Origin of the sequence: Streptomyces sp. NPDC053541, from assembly GCF_044544705.1 — a bacterium.
Lineage (GTDB): Bacteria > Actinomycetota > Actinomycetes > Streptomycetales > Streptomycetaceae > Streptomyces.
In genome coordinates, this window is record NZ_JBITXM010000002.1 from 246,221 (window position 1) to 271,228 (window position 25,008).

Below are 25,008 nucleotides of genomic sequence, written 5' to 3' on the forward strand. Positions count from 1 at the left end.
GGAAAGCGCACGAGGGGTGCTGACGTGCACGGAAGCGGTACGGGGAGTGAACCCGGGCCCGGCAGCGGGAGTGGTGTGGACCAGGAATTCCTCGCCCTGGAACGCGAACTGGCGGTCTTTCTGCGCCGGGCCCGCGCCCAGTCCGGCGAGATGGCCCGCGAGGTCCACCCCGAACTGGAGCCCGCCGCCTACGGACTCTTCGTCCGGCTCGACGACGCCGGCCCCCAGCGCGCCACCGACCTGGCGGGCTACTTCGGCGTCGGCAAGGCCACGATGAGCCGCCAGCTGCGCGCCCTGGAGGAGCTCGGCCTGGTCGCCCGCGACCCCGACCCCGCCGACGGCCGCGCCTCCCTCGTCCGGCTCACCGAGGAGGGCCAGGGTCGCTTCCGGCACGTCCGCGACGCCCGCCGCGAGCGGTACGTCCGCAAGCTCGCCGACTGGGACCGCGCCGAGGTCGCGGAACTGGCCCGGCTGCTGCACCACTTCAACGTCCGCGCGGCGGAGGGCTAGCCCTCCGCCTGCCGGCCCGGAGCAGGGCGAGTGAGCCGAAGGGGCGCGCCGGGGGAACAGCGACGGGCGCGCGCAGTCCCCGAGGAGCGAGGGGGCGAGCACGCACGGCGCTGTGGGTCCGGCTCAGGCGCCCCGGAGGCGAACCGGGCCCTCGGAAAGAACCGCGTACGCCGCCGTCGCGTCGTCGTGGACCTTCCAGCGGTGCGTGCCGCCCGCCGTCCTGTCCGCCGTCTCCAGGGCGCGGACCCGGCGCAGCAGGCCGTGCGGGCCCTCGCGGTCGAGGACCGCGCAGAGGCCCGACCAGTCGCCGGCCCCGAAGAGCTCCACCCAGCGGGTGGCGCCGTCGCTGAGCGCCGCCACCGCCCGTACCGCCCGGCGCGGGCTCGTGCCGGTCACCGCACGCGCGGCGACCGAGGGGTCGGCGGCGGCCGTGAAGAAGCCGCCCTCCACGTTGCGCAGCCGGTCCGTCGCCGCGAGCGAGCGGCGGGTCTCGGCCGGCACCCGGTCGAGCCGGTCGTCGAGGACCGCGCGGACCGAGCCGTCCGGGGCGGCGAGGAGCAGCGCCGCGTCGGACAGCACGAGGTGCTCCACGACCTCCTCGTCCCAGCGCGCCATGGCCACCGTCGCCTGCGGGGTGCGGACGTGAGAAAGGTCACAGGTGTTCCGGTGGGCGTCCGCGGTGCGCCGGATTGCCAAGGAGAGGATCCCGGCCAGCGTCAGATCGCGCCGCGAAGCGGACAGTTCCGTCAAAGCGCCGCCGAGCCGCGCGGTGAACCACGGCACCCCGTGCACACAACCGTCCTCGCCCGCCGGGGGCGTCACCCCGTCCAGGACCACGACCGTCCCGCCCGCCCCCAGGGCGGGCAGAGCTGCGGCCACCCAGTCCTCATTGGGGCGTTCGGGACTGCCGGGCAGGGTGGCGGCTTCCATGCGCATGATCGCCAGTCTGCCCCGCGGGCGCCCCGCCTGCATCCTTCCTTCACACCGCCTCCAAACGCCCGAAAATGGCCTGTACCAACGGCGCCTGACGGGTCCGGGGGACCGGAGGTGAAGGCTCCGGGAAGCTGCGGGCGGGCATCCTGCCAAAGCCCGCGCGGAAGATCCAACCGGCCGCGGCCCCGGCGCCCCCGCGCCCGCGGGCGGGAGTTGTTCGCCAACTCGGGAGTGTTGTTCACTCGTTCGGGTGGCGGAGCGGCCGATGCGAGTCCCCTGACCAGAACCGCTGAAATGGTCGGAAGACACACCAGGGGTGGGGGCTCTTACATGTGACCGGTCGTCACCTCTGCTTCATGGGCGGACGAGTCAAGGATGCGAGCACCGGTGCAGAAGAAGCGGCCTCGGAGCAACAACGGCGCGCGGAGCCAGACCCCCGGTGACCCGCAGAACCCCGGGCTGCCCGCGAGCCCGGCGGCCGCCGGCGACCAGGCCCCGGCCGGGCGCGCCAAGCGGGTCCGCAGCCGGCTCTTCGCCGGAGTCGCCCTGGTCGGCGTCACCGTGCTCGCCGCCGGCGCCCCCATGGTCCTCACCGCCTCCGCCGACCTCGACGAGTCCGTCGAGCTGGTCGCCCTCGCCGAGCTCGACCGCCAGGCCGTCACCCTCGCCCACTCGCTCTCCGACGAGCGCGACGAGGTCGTCGCCTACATCGCCGCCGGCCGCGACGAGCAGACCGGCAGCGCCAAGGACAAGCGCCGGATCACCGAGGCCCGCTCGGCCCGGGTCGACCGCCAGATCGAGGAGATCCGCGCCGCCGCCCCCGCCGAACTGCGCCGCGACCTGGCCGGCGTTCCCTCCGTCCGCCGCACCGCGCTCACCGGCAAGGGCAGCGCCCTGGAGGCCCACAAGGCCTACACCGACGTCATCGCCAAGCTCCAGGCGCTCGCCGACGCGCTCGCCGAGCGCACCCCGGCCCGCGCCGCCGAGGCCCTGCGCGCCCCCGCCGCCCTCGGCCGCGCCACCGAGCAGGCCTCCGCCGAGCGCGGGCTGCTGCTCGCCGCGCTCGCCGTCCCGCGCCCCGAGTCCGGCGGCACCACCCACTACGACCCGGTCACCGGCACGTACGTCACCGACCGGCCCGAGGGCGCGGAGGAGGCCGAGCGCACCCGCAACGCGCTCACCGCCGCCGCCCAGCAGGCCCGGGTCCGCGAACTCGCCGCGCTCGCCGACTTCGACCAGGCCGCCACCACCCCGGCCCGCGACTCGCTCGCCGCCACCGTCACCGGCCCCGACGTCAAGAGCGCCGAGCGCTACCTCGCCCGGCTCACCGACCGGCCCGAGCTCTCCGAGTCCGAGCTCGACACCGACCCGGCCAAGCTGGACGCGGCGCTCTCCGCCCGCATCGAGCAGATGCGCGGGGTCGAGTCCACGCTCGCCGCCCAGCGCGTCGAGCGCCTCTCCGGGCTCCGGGACGACGACGTCACCGCGCTGGAGGTCCGCATTGCGTTCCTCGGCGGCTGTCTGCTCGTCGCCGTCGGCATCGCCACGTACGTCGCCCGCTCCATGACCCGCCCGCTCGCCGTGCTCCGCATCGGCGCCGCCCGGCTCGCCACCGCGGCCGGGCCGGGAGAGGTGCCGGAGGACGCGGCAGGGCCGATCCGCTTCACCGGGCGCAACGACGAGTTCGCCCAGGTCGTACGGTCCCTCAACACCCTCCAGGCCCGGCTCGCCGAGCTGTCCGCCCGGGTCGGGGCGCTGGACGGCGAGCGCGCCGAACTGGCCGCCGCCCGCGAGGCCGTCGCCGCCGAGCTGGCCGCCCAGCGCGCCGAGCTCCAGGGGCAGAACGCGCTGCTCACCGCCGAACTGGAGCGGCTGCGCGGCACCGTCCAGCACACCTTCGTCAACCTCTCGCTGCGCAGCCTCGGCCTGGTCGAGCGGCAGCTCGGGGTCATCGAGAAGCTGGAGGAGCGCGAGCAGGACCCGGACCGGCTCGCCACCCTCTTCAAGCTCGACCACATGGCCACCGTCATGCGCCGGCACAGCGAGAACCTGCTGGTCCTCGCCGGGCACGAGCACCACCACGGGCACCCCGGCCCGGTGCCGCTGGTCGACGTGCTGCGCGCCGCCGTCAGCGAGATCGAGCGCTACGAGCGGGTCAGCATCCAGTCGCTGCCGCCGCACGCGCACGTGGCCGGCTTCGCCGCGGACGACCTCAGCCACCTGATCGCCGAACTCCTGGAGAACGCCACCTCCTTCTCGCCGCCCGACACCCAGGTCCAGCTCTCCGGCTGGCTCCTGGAGTCCGGCGAGGTCATGCTCTCCGTCCAGGACGGCGGCATCGGCATCTCCGCCGCCCGGACCGCCGAGCTCAACGCCCGGCTCGCCGACCCCGGCGCCCCCGCCGGCGCGGACGGCGAGGGCCTGGGCATCCGGGTCACCGCGCTGCTCGCCGCGCGCCACGGCGTACGGGTCGAGCTGCGCGAGCACACCCAGGGCGGCACCACCGCCGTCGTGGTCCTCCCGCTGGCGCTGCTGCCCTCGGCCCCGCCGGCCACCGTGCCGCCGACGGTCACCCTCGCGGGTGGCGGTCAGGGCCCCGTGGTGACCCTGCCGGGCTCGGTCGCCGAGGCGAACTCCAACACCCTGCCCTCGCACCGCGACCCGCTGGTCGAGGCGGCGGAGCGGGCCATCGCCCGAGCGGAGGCGGAGCCGCCTCTTCCGGACCCCGCGCCCGTGACGGACCCCGCGCCCGTGACCGACCCCGGGCCCCTGGCAGACCCCGCGCCCGTGACGGACCCCGGGCTCCTGGCTGAGTCCGCGCCCGTGGCCGAGGCAGCCCCGGCCCCGGCGGCGCCCGAGCCCGCGTCCGTACCCGAGCCCGCGTCCGTACCCGAGACCCCGCTCGCGCCCGAGCCCGCGCCCGCCCCCGGCGAGTCCGTCTCCGAGACCACCCTCCAGGTGCGTCTGCCGGTCCCGCCGCAGGAGCCGGACGCGCACGAGCGCGTCACCGACGAGCCCACGGCTCCCGCGCCCGCGCCCGCTCCCGCGCCCGCGCCGGAGCAGGGCTACGCCCAGGTGCCCGCCCAGGCAGCCGCGCCGGAGCAGGAGCCCGAGCCCGCGCAGACGCCCGGGCCGCGGTCCGGGCAGTGGGAGCGGGTCACCGACAAGGGACTCCCCAAGCGCACCCCGCGCACCGTGCGGCAGGCCGGGGCCCCCGCCGCGCCGATACGCCGCGGCGGCGTGGACGCCGAGGCGCTGCGCAGGCGCCTGGGCGGCTTCCAGCGAGGAGCCGAGAACGGCCGCCGCGACGTCGCGGCGGAGATCCGCGCCGCCGACGCAAGCCGTACCGAGGAGAAGACGGGGGACACAGTCGAGGAGGCACGCAGTTGACTGCGACCGGAACATTCGGACTGAGCAGCGAGGCCCGCAACCTGCAGTGGCTGCTGGGCAACCTGGTCGAGGAGGTGCCGGGCGTCCGCTCCGTCGCCGTGGTCTCCTCCGACGGCCTGCTCCTGCTCTCGTCGGACCCCGACGTCCAGGCCGGGCCGCCCGCGGGCGACCGGGCCGACGGGCCGCGCGGCTCCAGCGCCGACCTCGCCACCATCGTCTCGGGCATCGGCAGCCTCACCGTCGGCGCCGCCCGGCTGATGGACGGCGGCGGGGTCAAGCAGACCATGGTCGCGATGGAGGAGGGCAGCGTCTTCGTGATGTCGATCAGCGACGGCTCGCTGCTCGGCGTGCACGCCACGCCCGACTGCGACATGAGCGTCGTCGCGTACCACATGGCGCTCTTCGTCGGCCGCGCCGGCCACGTCCTCACGCCCGAACTGCGCAGCGAACTGGCCAAGTCCGCCCGGTCCACGGAGAGCGCGCAGTGACCGCCGCCTCCCCGGCCCACCGGCTGCCGATACGGGGGGAGGGGCGCCGCCCCTCCCGGGTCCGCCCGTACTCGCTCACCGGCGGCCGCACCCGCTTCGGCCACGTCCTCCTGGTGGAGACCTTCGTGGCCGCCCTGGAGGCCGCGCCGGGCCGGAAGGTCCTCACGGACGGCGGCAAGGCCGCCCGCGGGCTGATGCCGGAGATGCGGGCCATCGTCGAGATCTGCCGCCGGATGCGGACGGTGGCGGAGATATCGGCCCTTCTGAAGATGCCGTTGGGTGTCGTCCGGGTGCTGCTCAGCGACCTGGCCGACCAGGGAAAGATCCGTGTGTACGGGACCGGTCACGGCACCGGCCAGCCCGACCGCGCACTGCTCGAAAGGGTGCTGAGTGGACTCCGCCGTCTCTGAATCGCCGGCCCTCGCCGGAATCCCGGCCCAGCCGGCGGCCGAGGCCCCCGTGCCCGCCCCCGCGACCGGCGCCGTGCCCGCGTCCGTGGCCGACTCCACGCCCGGTCCCGAAGCCGAGGTCTCCGACCCCGTCCCCGACCCCGAGGACGGTGCCCGGGACTGGCAGCTGGACCACACCCGCGCCCCGATCGCGACCAAGGTCGTCATCGCGGGCGGTCTCGGCGTCGGCAAGACCACCTTCGTCCGCGCGGTCTCGGAGATCACCCCGCTCCAGACCGAGGCGCTGATGACCCGGGCGAGCGAGGAGACCGACGACCTCACCGCCACCCCGGACAAGCTGACCACCACGGTCGCCATGGACTTCGGGCGGATCACGCTCGACGACGACCTGGTGCTGTACGTCTTCGGCACGCCGGGGCAGCAGCGCTTCTGGTTCATGTGGGACGACCTGGTGCGCGGTGCGATCGGCGCCGTCGTCATGGCCGACACCCGCCGGCTGACCGACTGCTTCCCCGCGCTCGACTACTTCGAGAGCTGCGGGCTGCCGTACATCGTGGCGGTCAACCACTTCGAGGGCACCGAGCGCTTCGAGGAGGCGGACGTCCGGGACGCGCTCACGGTGCCCGACCACGTACCCGTCCTGATCATGGACGCGCGCAAGCGGTACAGCGTGGTCGAGACCCTGCTCGCGATGGTCGAGCACGCCCTCGAGGCCACCCCCGAGTAACCCCTCGGCGTTCCCCCCTCCAGCACACCCCCTCCCCAAGGTCGCCCATGCGGAAGATACTGATAGTCGGCGCCGGCCAGTCCGGTCTCCAGCTCGCCCTCGGACTGCAGTCGAAGGGCTACGAAGTCACCCTGATGTCGAACCGGACGGCGGACGAGATCCGCGCCGGGCGGGTCATGTCCACCCAGTGCATGTTCGACACCGCGCTCGGCCACGAGCGCGACCTCGGCCTCAACTTCTGGGAGTCGCAGGCCCCGCGCATCGAGGGCCTCGGCGTCTCCGTCGCAGGCCCGGCCTCCGAGCGCGTGATCGACTGGGTCGGGAAGCTCGACGGCTTCGCGCAGTCGGTCGACCAGCGGATCAAGATGGCCGGCTGGATGGAGACCTTCGCCCAGCGCGGCGGCCAGCTGGTCATCCACGGCGCGGCGGTCGGCGACCTGGACTACTTCGCCCGCGGCTACGACCTGGTCCTCGTCGCCGCCGGCAAGGGCGAGCTGGTGTCGATGTTCGGCCGGGACGCCGAGCGTTCCCCGTACGCCGAGCCGCAGCGCGCGCTCGCCGTCGCCTATGTGCACGGGCTCGGCCCGCGCCCCGAGCACCCCGACTTCGACGCGGTGCGCTGCAACCTGGTGCCGGGCGTCGGCGAGCTGTTCGTGATGCCGACCCTCACCACCTCGGGCCGCGCCGACATCCTCTTCTGGGAGGGCATCCCGGGCGGCCCGGTCGACGCCTTCCGGGGCGTCAAGGACCCGGCGGACCATCTGGCGCTCACGCTGGAGCTGATGGAGAAGTTCACGCCCTGGGAGTACGCGCGGGCCACCAAGGTCGAACTGACCGACGCGGGCGGCACGCTGGCGGGCCGTTACGCGCCGACCGTGCGCCACCCCGTCGGGCACCTCCCGGGCGGCGGCCTGGTGCTCGGCGTCGCCGACGTGGTCGTGGCCAACGACCCGATCACCGGCCAGGGCTCCAACTCGGCGGCCAAGTGCGCCGCCGTCTACCTGGACGCCATCGTCGAGCACGGCGACCGCCCCTTCGACGAGGAGTGGATGCGGGCCACCTTCGACCGCTACTGGGAGACCGCCCGGCACGTCACCCGGTGGACGAACGCGATGCTCGGCGCCCCGCCGGCGCACGTGCTCGACCTGATCGGTGCGGCCGGACAGCTGCAGCCGGTCGCCGACCGGTTCGCCAACGGCTTCGACGACCCGTCCGACTTCGACCACTTCTTCTTCGAGCCGGAGAAGACGGCGGCCTACCTGGCCTCGGTCTCCGGGGCCTGAGTCCCCGCGAACCCCTCGTCCGCGCCGTCCGTGGCTCCCGCCGGGAGCTCGGGCGGCGCGAACGTCTCCACGGCCGGTGCCCCCGGGTCCGGGCGGACCGCGCCGAGCAGCGGGTTGGCGGCGATCGGGGAGACCTTGATCCGGGCGCCGGGGCGCGGCGCGTGCACGACCATGCCGTCGCCCAGGTAGAGGGCGACGTGGGTGGCCTCGGGGAAGTAGACGACCAGGTCGCCGGGGCGCAGCTCGGACAGGGAGACGTGCGGGAGGGTCGCCCACTGCTCCTGGCTGGTGCGGGGGATCTCCCGGCCGGCCGCCGCCCAGGCCCGCTGGGTCAGGCCGGAGCAGTCGTACGTGTCGGGGCCCTCCGCGCCCCACTCGTACGGCTTGCCGATCTGCCCGACCGCGAAGCGCAGCGCCTCGGCGCCGGCCTCCGAGGGGGTGCGGGTGCCGTCGAGGGCTCCGGAGCCCAGCAGGGCGCTCTGCGCGCCGGCGGTCTGCCGGCTCTCCAGGGAGGCGAGACCGGCGAGCTGCTCGGGGGAGAGGCCGGCGAGCAGCCGCTCGACCTCGCGCAGCTTCGCCTCGACCGCCTCCTTCTGCTTCTTCCGGCCGCCGAGGAGCGCGGTGCGGCGCTCCAGGGCGGTGCGGGAGGTCCGGGCGAGCGCGTCGGCCTTCTTCTCGGCGGCCTGCAGCCGGGTGACGGCGGCGGCCCGCTCGCGGGCGGCCCGGGCGAGCAGCCTGCGCCGGTCGAGGGCCTCGCCGGGGTCGGCGGAGAGCAGCAGTCCGAGGTACGGGGAGAGCTCGCCGTGGCCGCGGTACTGCTGGCGCGCCAGCCGCCCCACCTCGTCCCGCCCGCGCTGCAGGGCGGCGCGCGCGGCGGCGAGCTCGGCGCCGGTGCGGCGGGTGTCGGCGGCCTGCTTCCGCAGGGCCTCGTCGGCCGCGTTGTAGGCCTCCGTGGCGCGCTCGGTCTCCTGGTAGAGCGTGCGCAGCCGGGTGAGCAGCCCACCGACGGAGCCGGTGGGGTCGGCGGGCGCGGCGGCGGCCGGCGCGGCGAGGGCGAGGGCCCCGGCCAGCGCTCCCGTACAGACCGTGCGCAACAGTCGTCCCGGCACGTCACCACCTCCAGGAGGATGATGATGACGCCCCGAATGGTGTGATTACCGGACGATCGGGCGGGTGTTGGCCGCCCTCACCCGGACGGGGGACGCGTGGGCGGGTCCTGTTCTACGGCTCGGGCCGGGGCGACGGCTTCGACCAGGGCCACTTCAGCTCGCGCCGCTCGCGGCCGCCCGGGGCGTACTCGTAGACCCAGCCGCGCTGGAGCCCGAGCCGCTTGGTGTAGCCGGCGGGCTCGCGGCGGTAGGCGTACACCGTGGCCGGGTGCCCGTCGTGGGCCGGCACCGGCACCTCGTACCACTTCGGGGGGTGCCCGGTCGGTCCGACGAGCACGGGCAGCACCCGGCCGTCCAGGGGGCCGCCGCGGAAGGGGGTGTTCTCGCTCTTCACCCCACCAGTGTCCGACAGGCCGCCCTCACAGCAGGTGCGCGGCCCGGCTCACCACCGGGATCACGCCCCGGGCCAGCCGCCCCACCGGCCCCTCGGCCCGCTCCTGGGCGAGCAGCCGGCCGACGACGCCGTCCGTCTCCGGGTCGCCGGCCGCGGTCGCCGCGAGCAGCGCGACCAGGTGGTCGACCATCCAGTCCCGCAGCTCGGCGGCGGGCGGGCGCTTGCCCTCGTCGACCCAGATCAGCGACGCCGCCTCGACGGCGGCGATCCAGGTGCGCACCATCATCCCGAGCCGAGGCCCGGGCCGCTCGACGCCCAGGTGGAAGAGGATCTGCTCGGCGGCGGCCCGGCGCACCTCGTCGACGATCGCCGAGGTGCGGGAGGTCTCGGCGACGCTGCCGCCGCGCAGCAGCGCGGCGAAGCCGGCGTCGTGCTGGTCGACGAAGGCGAGGTAGCGGTCCAGGACCCGCCCGAGCCGCTCGGTGGGCGGGCCCTCGGGCGGCTCGGCGAAGCAGTGCTCCAGGGCGTCGGCGGAGGAGCGCAGCGCCGCCTCGTACAGCTGCTGCTTCCCGCCGGGGAAGTACCGGTACACCAGCGGCCGGGACACGCCCGCGGCCTCGGCGACGTCGTCGAGCGACACGTCCTCCGGCGCCCGGTGCGCGAACAGCGTCAGCGCGGCGTCCAGCAACTGCCGCCGCCGCTCCTCGACGCTGAGACGGCGGTACGCGGGCGAGGCGGCACTGGTCATGCCCGCAGCGTAACCCCGCACCCACACCGGCCGACCCCCACTACCGGCAGGCGAACGGGAGGGCGGGCCCGGCCGGGGTTTCCCCGGCGGCGCCGGAGGGGGTTGGGGGCCTTCCGGCCCGGGGTGGGGCGGGCCCTCGGCCCTGGCGGGCGGGGCCGGGCCGGTGGCCCTGGCCTTCGGCCTCGGTTTGGGCGGGGCCTTCGCGCGCGGCGACTCGCCCGGCCCGTGGCCGGCGGGGCTTTCGCGGCCGGCGCCGGAGGGGGTTGGGGGCCTTCCGGCCCGGGGTGGGGCGGACCCTCGGCCCTGGCGGGCCGGGCCGGGCCGGTGGCCCTGGCCTCGGTGGGCGAAGCCGGACCTTCGGCCTCGGCTCGGGCCTCCGCCCGGGGCCGCTCGCCCGGCCCGTGGCCGGCGCGGTTTCCGCGGCCGGTGCCGGCCGGCGCCGGGGGGCCTTCGGCCCGGGGTGGGCCCGGGTCGGTCTTCGGCCCATGGCCTGGCGGACCGGGCCGGGCGTCCGGTCACGGCCTGGCGGGCGAAGCCCGGCCTTTCGCCTCGGCTCGGGCCTCCGCCCGGGGCCGCTCGCCCGGCCCGTGGCCGGCGCGGTGTCCGCGGCCGGTGCCGGCCGGTGCCGGGGGGCCTTCGGCACCTCCGGCCCGGGGTGGGGCGCCCCGTCCGCCGGGCTCAGGCGCCCGCAGGGGCCCTCAGGCCAGGAGGCCCGACGACCGCCACAGGCGTCGGCCCGCGCCCCGGAGCGCGCCCACGTCCTCCAGGAAGTCGGTCAGGCGCTTCGCGCCCGTCTGCATCACCTGGCGGCGGTGGGGGCTGGACCTCACCTGGGCGAGGGCCTCGCGGCGGTCGAGGCCGACGTTGTCGTAGACCGCGGGGTTGATGAAGCAGGTGGAGAACACGCGGGCCGCCTCGCCGCAGCTGAGGCGGGTGAACTCGCGCTCCCAGCGGGGTGCCGTGATCATCTGGCGGCGGAGTTCCTCGCGGGCGTAGCGGACGTGGCGGGCCTCCTCGACGACGTGGATGCGGGTGACGCCGCGGACCAGCGGCTGGACGCGCTCGTCGGGGAAGGTGAGGCGCTGCATCCAGTCCAGGATCTCCTCGCCGAGGAGGGTCGCGGCGAAGGAGCCGGGGGTGGTGGAGACGGTCTTCAGGACGCGGCCGAGGTTGTGGTAGATCCGCGGCACCGGGTACTCGGGGGCGCCGCCGCGGCGGATCAGGCGGGCGAACATCATCGAGTGCCGGCACTCGTCGGCGATCTCCGTGAGCGCGTACCGCACGTGACTGCTCGTCAGCGACTTGTCGTAGATGTGCCGCACGAGCAGCTGCATCAGGATGATCTCGAACCAGATGCCGAGCGAGGCCAGCGAGGCGGCCTCGTGCCGGGACAGGTCGATCCGCTGCTCCTCGGACATCCGGTGCCACAGCGGGGTGTCATAGAGGGAGACCAGCTCCGGCGGCCAGAACCACTTGCCCTCCTCGAAGGGCGCGTCCCAGTCCAGCTCGGTCTCGGGGTCGAAGGAGTGCTTGAGGGAGGACTCCAGGAGCCGCTCGGCGACCTGCTCGCGGTCGCGCAGCGGCCCGAGGGCGTCCCGCAGGAGGCTGAAGTCGGGCTCGGTCAGGCGGGGCATGACTTTATGAGACTCCTCGTCAGTAACGCGGTCAATCCCTCGCGCACGACTTGTTGACCCCGCGTCTACCAACGTGTGAGCCTGCTGACAGACAGCGGGAAGGAGCCGTCAGTGTCGACGCACGACTTCTACGTCCAGGCCCCCGAGGAGCCGCTCTGGTCGGTGCCCGCCTCCGGCGCCGCCCGGTTCACCTGGGAGTACGACCCCCAGGCGGCGGACGGCCACAACCGCCTCCTCGCCCTCTACCAGAAGGGCAAGGACAAGCAGTGGGACGGCGCCAAGCGCATCGACTGGGACCTGGAGGTCGATCCGTACGACCCGCTCGGCACCCCCGACGAGGCGCTCGCCCTGTACGGCTCGACGTACTGGCCCAAGCTCACGGAGAAGGACAAGGGCGAGCTGCGCCGGCACTACTCCTCCTGGCAGTTCAGCCAGTTCCTGCACGGCGAGCAGGGCGCGATGATCTGCGCCGCCCGGATCGTGGAGTCGGTGCCCGACCTGGACGCCAAGTTCTACTCGGCGACCCAGACCATGGACGAGGCCCGGCACGCCGAGATCTACGGGCGCTTCCTGCACGAGAAGGTCGGGATGCTGTACCCGATCAACGACAACCTCCAGGGCCTGCTCGGCGACACCCTGCGCGACTCCCGCTGGGACATGCCCTACCTCGGCATGCAGGTGCTGATCGAGGGCCTCGCGCTCGCCGCCTTCGGCATGATCCGCGACACCACCGACAAGCCGCTGCCGAAGCAGATCCTGGCGTACGTGATGCAGGACGAGGCCCGGCACGTGGCCTTCGGGCGGATGGCGCTGCGCGACTACTACCGGCAGCTCACCGACGCCGAACTGCGCGAGCGCGAGGAGTTCGTCATCGAGGGCTGCCACCTCATGCGGGACCGGCTGCGCGGGGTCGAGGTCCTGGAGAACTTCGGCATCCCGAAGCGGGAGGCCGAGGAGCTGAGCGAGCAGAGCGAGTTCCTGCACCTCTTCCGCAAGCTGCTGTTCAGCCGGATCGTGCCCTGCGTCAAGGACATCGGGCTGTGGGGCGAGCGCCTGCAGAAGGCCTATCTGGACATGGGCGTCTTCGACCTCGGGGACTCCAACCTCGACCTGCTGATGACCCAGGACGAGGAGATCGCGGAGGCCCTGGACCGCGAGCGGTTCGCGACGGAGGAGCGGGCCCGGGTCGCGGAGGTGGCGGAGGCGATCGCGGACGGCGCCTCGTAGCCGGACTGCCGCACACAAGGGGTGGGCCCCCGGCGCCGGAATCCGGCACCGGGGGCCCACCCCTTCGTCCTGCGGGCGCGACGGCTCAGCCGAAGGCCTTCTTCACCTGCCAGCCGGAGGAGATGACCGTCTTCGCCGGGGCGTTGGTGTTGGTGGTCGACGGGTAGTAGACCGCCATGTGCCCGTCCGAGGCGAAGCGGGCCCAGATGTCCGGGATCCCGTCGCTGTTGATGTCGGGGATGCCGATCGCGCTGGAGACGTTGGCCTCGGTCCAGCTGGTGCCGAAGGCCTCGTCGCCGGCGACGGCGTTGGCCGCCAGCATCAGCGAGTTGAGGTCGACGCCGCCCGCCGCGCCCGGCTTGCCGCGGCGCAGGTACATGTTGCCGTTGTCCAGGTTCCGCCAGAGCAGGTCGGGCACGCCGTCCTTGCTCATGTCGGCCAGGTTGACGATGTCGCGGCGGCCCCAGGCGTCCGGGTTCATCATGGTCGCCGTCTGCACGGTGCCGCCGGTGTAGCCGGAGAGCACCCAGAAGGAGAGGCCGGAGCGGATCACCAGGTCCGGCAGCTTGTCGCCGGTGATGTCACCGACCGCCTTGAGCTGGGTCCAGGTGGCCGGCGCGGGCGCGTTCGCGGGCAGCCGGACCTTCATCCGCTTGCCGGCGTCGAAGGAGCCGTAGCCGTCGCCCGGGTAGAGCCAGAAGCCGCCGTCGACGGTGACCGCGAACAGGTCCGTGGTGCCGTCGCCCGGGTAGGCGTCCTGGTAGTGCGCGATGAGCGCGACCTTGCCCGAGGCGGCGTCGAACCAGTGGCCGGCCGGGTCCAGGTCGGGCTTGCCGTCGGCGCCGATGGTGTACGAGGCGGCCAGGGCGCCGTAGAGCTCGCCGCCCGGCTGGGCCGCGTACGACCGCAGGTTGCCGTTCTCGTCGACGACGAGCAGGTCGGGCGTGCCGTCGCCGCCCACGTCGCCGGGGCCGTCGGCGTTCTCCTTCGGCGGGATGTAGGTGGTGTAGTCGGTGCGCTTGCTCGGGTTGCCGAGGTTGTCGTAGGCGTACACCTGGAGGGTGCTCGGGCCGGCGTTCAGCGGCCGCAGGTCGGGCACGGTGGCCACGCCCTCGGCGTCGGCGAGGACCGTCTGCGGGCTGACGCCGGTCCAGTTGTACGTGAACTTCACGGCGCCGGGCGAGTCGAAGGTGATCGGGCCGGTCTTGCCGAAGCCGACCGTGGCCCAGGTGGCGCCGTCCGAGGTGGCGCGCAGGAACACCGGGCTGGTGACGATGGGCTGCGACGGGCCGCTCGGGTCGACGGTGATCCGGCAGGGCTCGCTGCCCGGCGGGTACACCGTGGAGTCGGCGTTCGCCGCGTCCCGGGCCATCACGTCCCAGGAGAGCGTGGTGGTGGTCGTGGTGATGCCGCTCAGGAGCGGGTCGGTGACCGGGATGGTCAGCGAGGCGTAGCCGGAGCTGTTGGTGGTGACGAAGGTGCCGGCCGGGACCGTGCCGCCGGTCTTCCAGATCCGGAAGCGCAGCGACTTCAGGTTGCCGTCGGCGTCCTTGGCGCTCGCGGACAGCGTGATGCCGGTCTTGCCGATGGTGACGCCGGAGCCGGGGCCGGGCGTGCACGCGCCACCGGGCTTGGAGGCGCCGCCGGTGGGCTCGGAGGGCTTGCGGTTGTAGTCGACCTCCAGGGTCGCCGAGGTGGCCCGGAACTTGCGCCAGGTGTAGGTGCTGGTCTCGGTGGTGGCGCGCAGGCCGAAGGTGATGTTCGACCAGCCGTTGGTGGCGGCCTTCTGCGCGGCGCCGACGACCTCGGCGTTGTTGAAGACCTCGTAGTCGTCCGGGCAGGAGGTGGACCAGCCGTGCGCGAAGGACTTCTTCTGCAGCTGGTCGGACCAGGACGGCTGGGAGTTCCACGTGGTGCCGGAGGAGATCGCGCCGGTCAGGTAGAACTGGAACTCCCGGGCCTCGCAGGACCACGCGTGGTTGTTGAGCACCTTGAAGGCGGCCGAGGAGACGGTGGCGCCCTTGATGCTGCTGGAGAAGCCCATCCGCCAGAAGGAGCGGCCCAGACCGCCGGTGTCCTGCTCGTAGCCCACGCGGGCGTCGGAGGTGCCGGAGGAGAAGTTGGTGCCGTTGTAGAAGCTGGTGTTGGGGTACGGCCGGTAGGCGGTCGTCCAGGCCTGCCAGGCGGTGTTGAGGGTCGGGTCCACGAAGACCGGGTAGCGCACGCCCGGGCGGGACAGCAGGCCCGCGCCGGCGACGTCCAGCTGGACGCGCGCCTCGCCCGTGCCGTCGCCCGCGAGGGTCAGCGGCAGCTGGGCGGACTTGGCGCCGGGCTCGATGCCGGTGAGGCCGGAGAGCTTGAGGACCTCGGCCGGGGTGCCGGTGGCGACCCGGTGCGGGGTGCCGGCGGGCAGCTCGGGGTCGCGACCGCTGGAGTCCCAGGCGAAGGGGGTCGGCAGGGAGCCGATCTCCTTGCCGGCCTCGTCCTGGACGACGACCCGGTGGGCCGCGGCGTCGGTGCGGAAGACCGCGGTGGCGGAGCGCAGCCCGTAGCCCACCCGCGCGAGCGCGGGGTTCTCGGCGGCCTTCGGGGTCTTGACGATCAGGAGCTCCGCGACACCGCCCTCCTCGCGGGCGACGAGCAGCAGGTCGACGCCGGGCAGCACCTCGGAGTAGAGGGCGCGCGGACCGTCGAGCACCGGCTCGGGCAGGGTGCCCGGCCAGGTGTACGCGACGGTGTGGCCGTCGAGTTCGACCTCGGCGAGCAGCGTCTCGCCGGGCGTCTCGGCGCGGGCGAAGGAGCGGTCGGCGCGCGCCTTGGCGGGCGTTCCGCTCGCGAAGCGCACCGGGACGGCGGGGTTCACGGGTGCGATGCCGAGCCCGCGGGGCGCCGCGGCCGTGCGCTTCAGGGTGTTGTCGAGGTCGGCCCACTCGCCCCGGGCGTTCTTCGCCCGGGTCGGGGTGGCCGTGATCCGCGTGCGGTACTGCCCGTCGGGCAGCGCCCAGGTGAGCGAGGTGGCCGTGGTGGCGGTGTCGACGAGGACCTTCCGGCCGGTGCGGACGGCCTCGGCCACCGCGGCGGCCTCGTCCTTCGGACCGGTGGCGGCCGGGGTGGCCCTGGTGGCTCCGCCGGCTTCGACGGGCTGCCCGCCGTCCGGCAGCCACCAGGGCAGCAGGGCGGCGGTGAGGGCGACGAGGACGAGGCCCAGGGTGAACGACAGCCGGGTGCGCGTGCGCACGAAGGGGCTGAGATATCGGGGATATCGGGGCGGCGCGGTCACGGCGGTCTACTCCCGTGGGAACCATGTGGAATGGGACAGCACAGACGGCCCCGGACGGCAGGCCGCGGGGCATGAGGCGCGCACACGATCACACATGTGAAGCGGCGCGTCCATGCGTGGAGGATTTATGAATCCGTTATGCAAACCGGGAACTGACGGGATGTCGACTTGACGGCATGTCAACAGGGCCCGGTTCGCGGCCTTTGGGTCGCGCATTGCCCCGGGTTGGCCGGAGTCGGGAATTCCGTCTGACGTGTCGTCAGTATGGCGGTGCGGTCGCCTTCATCCCGTGATCGAGCTCACATTGACCGGTTCTCCGGTGCCTGGAGCGATCTTGATAAGCGGCCGGGACATGACAGAGAGTGCGCACGCACGCGCCTGAGACAGGCGTGTGCCCTTCGGTGTTTCCGCACCTCGTCCGTATCGAAGTTGCCAGGGTGGGAGTCGACGCGCATGCGTGCTTCAAGTCCGCTGTCATGGCTGGGGCGAGGACGCCCAGCCCTGACGGAGTCACAACGACGGCGCCGGCGGCGAAGCCGCGCGGCGGTCGTCCTGCTGTTGTCCTCGACGCTGACGGTCACCAGCCTCGGCGGACAGGCGCTCGCCGTACCCGGCCCCGGCATGAACCGCCAGGAGTCCACCAGCACGGTCGACCTCCCCGAGCTGCCGAAGAACGCCGAGACCCCCGGTGACGACACCGCGCAGAAGACGCTGACCCTGGCGCCCGAGGCGGACATCCCCCAGTACGCGCCGGACAACATCGTCCCCTGGCCCTCCGGCCCCGGCACCGCGACGATCGACGCGAACAGCACCCCCGGCACCACCGTGCCGGTCACCAGCCCCAACAACCTGCCGGTCGCCCTCGGCGTCCCCGCCGGCGGCGACCCGGCGGCCCTGGCCGGCGACTGGCAGGTCAGCCTCGCCCCGCAGGCCGACTCCGTGACCGCCGGCGTCTCGGGCATGGTCATGAAGGTCACCCCGCCGGCGACCGTCGACCCGGCCGCCGAGGTGGCCCTCACCGTCGACACCACCGGCTTCGCCGACCTCTACGGACCGCAGGCCGCCGACCGCTTCGGCCTCATGCTGCTGCCCGAGTGCGTCTACTCCGCCCCCACCGAGGGCGACTGCGCCGACGGCACCGGCACCACCACGATGTCCCTGTCCGAGGAGGACAAGGACGTCAGGAACGGCAAGCGGAACTTCCAGCGGCTCAGCTCCACGGTGCGGACCGTGCCCGCGAAGAACGCGCCGACCCGGTCGGCCGCCGCCCGGAAGTCCCCGACCCGCACCCTCGTCACCGGCACCGTCCCGGTGTCCAGCCTGCTCGGCGAGGGCTTCGTCCCGGCCGGCGCCACCAAGGCCGCCTACCGCGACGGCGTCCAGCCGGCCGCCACCGCCACCGGCGGCGCCGCGGTCGGCATGCTCGACACCGGCGCCTCGGTCTCCGGCGACTTCACCGCCTCCCCGCTGCTCTCCTCCGGCTCCTGGGCCTCCGGCTCCTCCTCCGGCGCCTTCACCTACGGCTACCAGGTGCAGGTCCCGGAGACCGCCGGCGGACTGATGCCGAAGATCAACCTGGCGTACTCCTCGCAGTCCGTCGACGGCCGCACCTCCGCCACCAACAACCAGGCCTCCTGGATCGGCGACGGCTGGGACTACAACGCGGGCTCCATCACCCGCACCTACGCCAACTGCCGCCAGGACTCCAAGAAGGCCGGCTCCAACAACTCCACGCACCGCACCGCGGACCTGTGCTGGGGCTCGAACAACGCCACCCTCTCGCTCGGCGGCATGACCACCGAGCTGGTCTGGGACGACACCAAGAACGCCTGGTTCACCGCCAACGGCGACGGCTCCAAGGTCGAGCAGGTGCGCGGCACCGCCACCGGCAACGGCGCCAAGGACGGCGAGTACTGGCGGGTCACCACCAAGGACGGCACGAAGTACCACTTCGGCCTGAACAAGCTCCCCGGCTGGTCCGACCACGGCACCGCCGCCGACGACCCGACCACCGACTCGGTGCTCACCGTCCCGGTCTACGGCAACCACCCGGGCGAGGACTGCTACAAGGGCCCGACCACCGAGGACTGGAAGAACTCCTTCTGCACCCAGGGCTGGCGCTGGGGCCTCGACTACGTCGAGGACGTCCACGGCAACGCCATGTCGCTGTGGTGGAAGAAGGACCAGAACTACTACGCCCGCAACTTCAACTTCAAGGCGCCGGTCGTCTACGACCGGGACGGCTGGCTCGACCACATCTACTACGGCCAGCGCAGCGACAACATCTTCACCGCGACCGCCCCGGCCCGGGTCGGCTTCGAGGTCGCCGAGCGCTGCTACACCGTCGGCACCGTCACCTGCACCGAGGCCAACTTCACCTCGAAGGACCCCGGACAGTACCGCCCCTGGTTCGACACCCCGGCCGACCTGCGCTGCGAAGCGAACAAGAAGTGCTGGAACGCCGGCCCGTCCTTCTGGACCCGCAAGCGCCTGGACAAGATCCAGACCTCGGCCCAGCGGCGCACCGACACCGACGCCCGCCAGGTCGTCGACGTCTACCAGCTCAAGCAGTCCTTCGCCGAGCTGAAGACCGGCCCGAACACCGCCCTGTGGCTGGAGTCCATCCAGCGCACCGGCTACGCCCGCAAGGGCACCACCGACGCCAGCGTCACGCTCAACTCGGTCCGCTTCGAGCCCAACACCGAGGACATGCCGAACCGGGTCAAGGCGGTCCATCCGAACCGCCCCGGCTTCTCCCGGCTGCGCATCGCCCGCGTCATCAACGAGTACGGCGGCGAGACCGTCGTCACGTACAAGCCCATCGAGGGCGACTGCCTCACCGGCAACCTGCCGGGCAAGGACGACAAGGCGGCCCTGAAGGCCAACGACCGCCTGTGCTACCCCTCGTTCTGGAACCCGGACCCCGAGGTCCAGGACATCGACTGGTTCCACAAGTACGTCGTGGACACCGTCGAGGAACTGCCCAACATCGACGGCAGCTTCAGCACCAAGACGGCCTACCAGTACAAGAACCCGGCCTGGAAGCTGGCCGAGGCCGAGTTCACCAAGAAGGCCGAGCGCACCTACTCGCAGTTCGCCGGCTTCGAGCAGACCACGGTCCTCACCGGCCCCGACGACGCCGCCAGCGCCCAGCAGCGCTCCAAGTCCGTCACCCGCTTCTTCCGCGGCCTCGGCGACACCGTGCCCGTCACGGACATCACCGGCGCCGAGATCGCCAAGGACCGCGAGCCCTTCGCCGGCCGGATCGCCGAGGAGCTCACGTACACCGACTCCACCAAGGCCGACACCGACTGGCTGTCCCGCTCGGTGACGAAGCCCGAGGCCACCGAGCTGGCCCGGCGCGACCGTGAGGACGGCCTCAGCCCGCTGCGCGCCTGGCGCGTGACGGAGCCCGAGGAGACCGCGTACACCAAGTCCTCCGGCACCAACACCGACGACCCGCGCACGGTCCGCTCGGTGCGGACGCTCACCACCTACGAGCCGGCGTACGGACTGCCGGTCCTGGTGGAGTCGCTGGGCGACACCGGCAAGACCGGTGACGAGTCCTGCGTGAAGTCCGAGTACGTCCACCAGACCGCGAAGAACCTGATCGGCCTCACCAAGCAGGTCCTCAGCTCGCCGACCACCTGTGCGGCCGCGAACTGGAACGACACCAAGACCCTGATGGGCGGCTCGCGCACGGCCTACGACGGCGCCGCCTACGGCGCGCCGCTCGCCGCCGACAGCCGCGGCCTGGCCACGGAGACCTGGTCCCTCAACGGCGACGGCACCGCGTTCCAGACCAACGGCAAGCGGGCCTTCGACGCGATCGGCCGGGTGATCCGGCAGACCGACCCGGACCAGCTGGCCAAGCCGACCCCGAAGTCCTCCACCATCACCTACGGCTCCGAGGGCCCCGCCACCGGACAGGTCTTCAAGGTCACCACGACCAACGTCCTCGGCCACACCCAGATTCAGGAGCTGGAGCCCGGCCGCGGCACCACCCTGAAGACCACGGACGCCAACGGGCTGGTCAGCGAGGCCGTCTACGACCCGCTGGGCCGCCTGGCCGAGGCCTGGGCCCCGGGCCGCAGCCCCGGCAGCGGCGTACCGGACTTCCGCGCGGTCTACACGATCCCGGCGGAGGAGACCGACCCCACCGACGCCACCATCAAGATCCGCAAGCCTCCCTACGTGACCACGTACGCACGCGGCTACGAAGACCGGATCGAGACCTCGGTCACCCTCTACGACGGCCTCGGCCGCGAGCGGCAGACCCAGGAGCAGGCCGACAACGACGCCGGCTGGCTGATCACCGACACCCTCTACAACAACGCCGGTGAGGTCTACCAGACCAACAACGCCTACCTGACCCAGGAGTCCAAGCAGGGCGAGCTGTTCACCCCGCTCAGCGACACCGCGGTCCCCAACATCACGCGCTACACGTACGACGGCCTCGGTCGCGTGACCGAGGAAATGCCGTACATGAAGTGGATCGACCCGGCCACCACGGAGTCCTACTCCCGGGCCTACCCGGAGCGGGCCGTCCGCTACGAGTACGGCGAGGACTGGTCGAAGGTCGTGCAGCCGCAGGGCGACTCGTCCTACCGCGTCTGGACCGACGCGACCGGCCGCACCGTGCGCACGGACACCTTCAACCCGGCCGCCCCCGGCGGCTTCACGTCCACGCGCTACCAGTACGACTCCTTCGGCCAGCTCGCCAAGGCGGTGCCGTCGGCCGACCCGACGCACCCGTGGACCTGGACGTACGACCTCAACGGCCGGACGCTCACCGCGACCGACCCCGACTCGGGCACCCTCTCCACGACCTACGACGCCCGCGGCCGTGTCCTCACCACCACGGACGCGCGTGGCAACAAGATCTGGAACGGCTACGACGAGCTCTCGCGCCCCGCTCAGCAGCGCAAGACCGACGCGGCCGGCGCCCTGCTCGCCGAGTTCACGTACGACACCGCCCCGGGCGGCAAGGGCATGCCCGCCACCGCCAAGCGCTACACGGACGACCTGGCGTACACCCAGAGCATCGACGGCTACACGAAGGACTACCAGCCGACCTCGACCACGCTCTCCCTGCCGCAGCCGATCGTCGACACCTGGGGCTTCCGCAAGGACTACCGGTACGAGTACACGTACTCCGACAACGGCATGCTGGACGAGTCGACCCTTCCCGCGGTCGGCGCCTTCGGCTCCGAGAAGCTGGTCGTCCGCTACAACAAGGACGGCAAGCCGCTCTCCATATCCGGCAAGGACTGGTACGGCTCGGAGACCGCCTACGACGCCTACGGCCAGGTGCTGCGCTCCACCCTGGGCGCCCAGCCGTACCGCGTCTGGACCCAGGCCTCGTACGACGAGAGCACCGGTGAGCTCCAGGAGCACTCGGTCTACCGCGAGAAGGGCGCGGCCGACCCCCTCACCGACAAGACCGTCGTCGGCGGCAACCTCGTCTCCAACCGGGCGTACACCTACGACCCGGCCGGCAACGTCACCTCGATCCAGGAGAAGGCCACCGGGATCGAGGAGCGCCAGTGCTTCGTCTACGACCCGATCGGACAGCTGAAGTCCGCCTGGACCGCCAAGGACCCGGCGACCAAGGCCTGCTCCACCCCGAAGAACGCCGACGGCACGCTCAACGTCGCCGCCGGCGCCGACTCCTCGGGCTACTGGCAGGAGTACGACTACGACCTGCTCGGCAACCGCACCCGGCTGACCGAGAAGGACCTCTCCGGCAACACCGCCCGGGACGCCGTCACCGACTACGCCTACGGCAAGGCCGACGGCAGCCAGCCGCACACGCTCACCAAGGTGACCAAGAACTACACCACCCCGGCGGGCGCGCAGGTCAAGGCCGAGGCCGAGCGGATCTACGAGCTGACCGGAGAGACCAAGTCGGTCACCTCCGTGCAGAACGGCGACAAGCAGACCCTCACCTGGACCTGGGACGGCAAGGTCGACCGGATCACCGGCGCGGGCACCGGCGGCAGGACCCCGTACGTGGGCCCGGCGCAGAAGTGCCTGGACCTGAAGACGGGCACCGGCGCCGCCGGCCAGCCGATCCAGCTCTACGGCTGCAACGGCACGGTCGCGCAGAACTTCAAGTTCACCCCCACCCCGGGCACCGCGACGGCGCCGCAGCCCGACGCCGACCGGGGCGCCCTGTCGGTCTACGACAACTGGTGCCTCCAGCCCGCGGCCAACACCGCCGGCTCCGCGGTGCAGATCCAGCGCTGCGGCACCACCGCCGCCCAGGTCGCCGCGCAGGAACTGCGGCGCGGCGCCAACGGGCAGCTGACCCACCTCCAGTCCAACCTGTGCCTGGCGGCGCAGGGCGGAGCCACCGCCAACGCCACGCCGATCGTCCTGGCCACCTGTGACGCCGCCTCCGCGGCCCAGCAGTGGCTGCCGCAGAACGACACCCGGCACATCTACGGCCCCGGCGGCGAGCGCCTGCTCACCGTCAAGGGCAAGCAGGCCACCCTGCACCTGGGCGAGGCCGAGGTGACCGTCCAGCAGGGCGGCGTCCTGGTCAACACCCAGCGCACCTACGAGGCCCCCGGCGGCGCGGTCATGCGCTACGCCTACGGCACCGGCTCCGAGGTCCTGGTCGCGCAGACCACGGACCACCAGGGCAGCGCGTACGCGGAGGTCGCCCTCTACGGCGGCATGTCCGTGCGCATCCGCAAGCAGGACCCCTTCGGCAACGAACGCGGCACCACCGCGGCCAACCTGCAGAACCACAAGGGATTCCTCGGCAAGACCCGGGACGACGCCTCCGGCTACCAGCCGCTGGGCGCCCGGCTGTACGACCCGGTGGTCGGACGCTTCCTGTCCGCCGACCCGCTGCTCGACCTGAACGACCCGCTGCAGGCCAACGGGTACGTGTACGCGCAGAACAACCCGGTCACCCACTCCGACCCCACCGGTCTGGCCATCAGCCTGACCGCGTCGGAGAAGGCGGCCGCGCTCGCGGGCGCCGGCCTCTCGGCGGCGCAGGTCGCCCAGGCCCAGTCGACCATGGGCAAGTCCCTCACCTCGGTCATCCTGGCCGTGGCCTGGGAGACCCTGAAGGACTTCATCGGCATCAACGACGCCATGGCCTGCTTCGGCGGCGACATGTGGTCGTGCGGCAGCATCATCCTCGACGCCATTCCGTGGACGAAGCTGGGCAAGATCCCGTCGGTCCTGAAGGCCATCAACCGCACCATCGACGCCATCCAGGCCTTCAAGGCCGCCAAGAAGGCCGCGGAAGCCGTGCTCAAGGCGGCCAAGGCGGCCGAGGCGGCGGCGTTGCGGGCCAAGAAACTCGCGATCGAGAAGGCCAAGAAGGAGGCCGCGCAAAGAGCGAAGAAGAAGGCCGCCGAAGCCGCCAAGCGGCGGGCCGACGCGGCGGCGGCCGCGAAGCGCAAGACCGGAAACCCGACGCACAAGGCGGCCCAGTCCAAGGCGGCCCCGAAGTCCTCCTCGCACGGCGGCGGGGGCGGAGGCGGCGGCAAGGGCGGCGGCTCCAAGCCGTCCAAGCCCGGCGGCTCCTCCGGCGGCTCCTCGCGCAGCGGCGGCGGCAGCAGCGGCAGCGGCGGCTCGGGCAAGGCCGAGGGCGGCAGCGGCACCTGCAACAGCTTCGTGCCCGGCACCCGGGTCCTGATGGCCGACGGCACCACCAAGGCCATCGAGAAGGTCCGGGCCGGCGACAAGGTCCTGGCGACCGACCCGAAGACCGGGACCACCCGGGTCGAGAAGGTCACCGCCGAGATCGTCGGCAAGGGCCTGAAGCACCTGGTCAGGGTCTCCCTCGACCTCGACGGCCCGGCGGGCTCGAAGACGGCCGAGGTCACCGCGACCGACGGCCACCCCTTCTGGGTCCCCGAACTGGGCAAGTGGGTCGACGCCACCGACCTGGAGCGGGGCCAGTGGCTGCGCACCAGCGCCGGCACCCACGTCCAGATCTCCTCGGTGGAGCGCTGGACCAGCCGGGACGCGACCGTCCACAACCTGACGGTCTCCGAGCTGCACACGTACTACGTGGCCGCCGGCGCGTCCTCCCTGCTGGTCCACAACGACAACTGCCCGATCACGGCGGAGACCAGGGAGCACGTCCTCAACGGCGTCATCACCGACGACGGCAACTTCGCCGGCTGGCACCTCCACCCCGACCAGACGGGCGGCATCCCGGAGAACCGCTACATCAACGGCGACCTGGTGACCACGCCCGACGGCTCCGTCCGGGTCGACGGCACGGTCGGCGCCCGCATGCCGGACGGATCGACCGTGGCGAAGCCCGCACGGGCCGGCCACACCTTCTTCCCCGCGGACTGGACGGCGGCGGACGTCATGGCGGCCGGTGCCGAACTCCTGGAGACCGGCAAGTACAAGAGGGGAGGCACCATGGTCCAAGGCACCGTGAGAGGAGTGCGGATGACCGGATTCCTCCAGAAGGCCGAGGACGGTTCCTACACCCTGTCCACCTTCTTCCCGCAAGGAAGGCTCTGATGACCGACACCGGCGCGTGGTCCTTCACGGTGGACGAGGACGGCATGGTCCTCGTCACCGCACCCCCCGGCGTGCCGGAGGACGTGCGGCTGGCCGTGGAGACCGTGCTGATTCCCCTCGGCGACTCCGCCGTCGCCGTGGAGAGCTATCTGCGCGAGTGGCGGCGGCTCGCGGAGTCCGGTGAGGACTACGCCCTGGCCACCACCAGCGCGCAGGTCAGCCGCGTCGGGCCGGAGGTGGAACTCGGCGACATGTACGGGCAGTTCGAGGACTGCCGGATGAGCGCCGAGGAGTTCGAGCGGATGCTGCGGCAGCTGGTCGACTTCCTGGGGTCGCGCCGCTCGTAGCGGCGCCGGCACCGGCGGACGTC

Annotated in this window: 15 protein-coding genes; 9 read left to right on the top strand and 6 right to left on the bottom strand. The window is 72.9% G+C overall.

Translation table 11 applies throughout. The features are described from left to right. The first annotated feature begins 24 nt into the window (after positions 1–24). Complete coding sequence (locus ACIGW2_RS05265; protein ID WP_361579412.1) at positions 25–510, top strand: MarR family transcriptional regulator; 486 nt, start codon at positions 25–27, stop codon at positions 508–510. A gap of 123 nt (positions 511–633) precedes the next feature. Here ACIGW2_RS05265 and ACIGW2_RS05270 read toward each other — a convergent pair whose 3' ends face one another. After that, complete coding sequence (locus ACIGW2_RS05270; protein ID WP_399841209.1) at positions 634–1,446, bottom strand: hypothetical protein; 813 nt, start codon at positions 1,444–1,446, stop codon at positions 634–636. A gap of 384 nt (positions 1,447–1,830) precedes the next feature. Here ACIGW2_RS05270 and ACIGW2_RS05275 point away from each other — a divergent pair, with 384 nt between their 5' ends. Genes ACIGW2_RS05275 through ACIGW2_RS05295 form a run of 5 tightly spaced genes read left to right on the top strand, consistent with a single transcriptional unit; the run spans position 1,831 to position 7,741 of the window. After that, the gene (locus ACIGW2_RS05275) at positions 1,831–4,833 is read left to right on the top strand and encodes a nitrate- and nitrite sensing domain-containing protein (RefSeq protein ID WP_399841212.1); all 3,003 of its coding nucleotides are present in this window, start codon (positions 1,831–1,833) and stop codon (positions 4,831–4,833) included. After that, positions 4,830–5,321 (top strand): roadblock/LC7 domain-containing protein, encoded by a 492-nt coding sequence (locus ACIGW2_RS05280; RefSeq protein ID WP_361579418.1) that lies wholly within the window; start codon positions 4,830–4,832, stop codon positions 5,319–5,321. The genes ACIGW2_RS05275 and ACIGW2_RS05280 overlap by 4 nt, the downstream gene beginning before the upstream one ends. Continuing rightward, complete coding sequence (locus ACIGW2_RS05285) at positions 5,318–5,731, top strand: DUF742 domain-containing protein (RefSeq protein ID WP_356063957.1); 414 nt, start codon at positions 5,318–5,320, stop codon at positions 5,729–5,731. The genes ACIGW2_RS05280 and ACIGW2_RS05285 overlap by 4 nt, the downstream gene beginning before the upstream one ends. Then, complete coding sequence (locus tag ACIGW2_RS05290; RefSeq protein ID WP_399841214.1) at positions 5,712–6,458, top strand: GTP-binding protein; 747 nt, start codon at positions 5,712–5,714, stop codon at positions 6,456–6,458. The genes ACIGW2_RS05285 and ACIGW2_RS05290 overlap by 20 nt, the downstream gene beginning before the upstream one ends. A 47-nt stretch (positions 6,459–6,505) precedes the next feature. Next, entirely contained in the window at positions 6,506–7,741 is a 1,236-nt protein-coding gene (locus tag ACIGW2_RS05295) for a styrene monooxygenase/indole monooxygenase family protein (protein WP_361579421.1), read from the top strand. Here the strand turns inward: ACIGW2_RS05295 and ACIGW2_RS05300 are convergent. The 4 genes from ACIGW2_RS05300 to ACIGW2_RS05315 form a co-directional block, all read right to left on the bottom strand. Then, on the bottom strand, positions 7,714–8,850 hold the full coding sequence (locus ACIGW2_RS05300; protein ID WP_399841216.1) for a C40 family peptidase: 1,137 nt from the start codon (positions 8,848–8,850) through the stop codon (positions 7,714–7,716). The genes ACIGW2_RS05295 and ACIGW2_RS05300 overlap by 28 nt on opposite strands. Positions 8,851–8,962: 112 nt before the next feature. Beyond that, on the bottom strand, positions 8,963–9,244 hold the full coding sequence (locus ACIGW2_RS05305) for a hypothetical protein (RefSeq protein WP_391652508.1): 282 nt from the start codon (positions 9,242–9,244) through the stop codon (positions 8,963–8,965). Positions 9,245–9,269: 25 nt separating this feature from the next. After that, entirely contained in the window at positions 9,270–9,992 is a 723-nt protein-coding gene (locus ACIGW2_RS05310) for a TetR/AcrR family transcriptional regulator (RefSeq protein ID WP_361579425.1), read from the bottom strand. Positions 9,993–10,690: 698 nt separating this feature from the next. Beyond that, on the bottom strand, positions 10,691–11,626 hold the full coding sequence (locus tag ACIGW2_RS05315) for a diiron oxygenase (protein WP_391652509.1): 936 nt from the start codon (positions 11,624–11,626) through the stop codon (positions 10,691–10,693). Positions 11,627–11,737: 111 nt separating this feature from the next. Between ACIGW2_RS05315 and ACIGW2_RS05320 the strand changes: the two genes are divergently transcribed. Next, positions 11,738–12,853: a ferritin-like domain-containing protein gene (locus tag ACIGW2_RS05320; protein WP_391652510.1), complete on the top strand. Its 1,116-nt coding sequence runs from the start codon at positions 11,738–11,740 to the stop codon at positions 12,851–12,853. An 85-nt stretch (positions 12,854–12,938) separates the two neighbouring features. On the opposite strand, the gene ACIGW2_RS05325 is transcribed toward ACIGW2_RS05320, so the two are convergent. Further along, complete coding sequence (locus ACIGW2_RS05325) at positions 12,939–16,091, bottom strand: DNRLRE domain-containing protein (RefSeq protein WP_399841221.1); 3,153 nt, start codon at positions 16,089–16,091, stop codon at positions 12,939–12,941. Between the two features lie 663 nt (positions 16,092–16,754). Here ACIGW2_RS05325 and ACIGW2_RS05330 point away from each other — a divergent pair. Both ACIGW2_RS05330 and ACIGW2_RS05335 read left to right on the top strand, forming a co-directional pair. Then, the gene (locus ACIGW2_RS05330; RefSeq protein WP_399841693.1) at positions 16,755–24,638 is read left to right on the top strand and encodes a ricin-type beta-trefoil lectin domain protein; all 7,884 of its coding nucleotides are present in this window, start codon (positions 16,755–16,757) and stop codon (positions 24,636–24,638) included. Beyond that, the gene (locus ACIGW2_RS05335; RefSeq protein ID WP_361579433.1) at positions 24,638–24,985 is read left to right on the top strand and encodes a hypothetical protein; all 348 of its coding nucleotides are present in this window, start codon (positions 24,638–24,640) and stop codon (positions 24,983–24,985) included. The genes ACIGW2_RS05330 and ACIGW2_RS05335 overlap by 1 nt, the downstream gene beginning before the upstream one ends. The last annotated feature ends 23 nt before the right edge of the window (positions 24,986–25,008 follow it).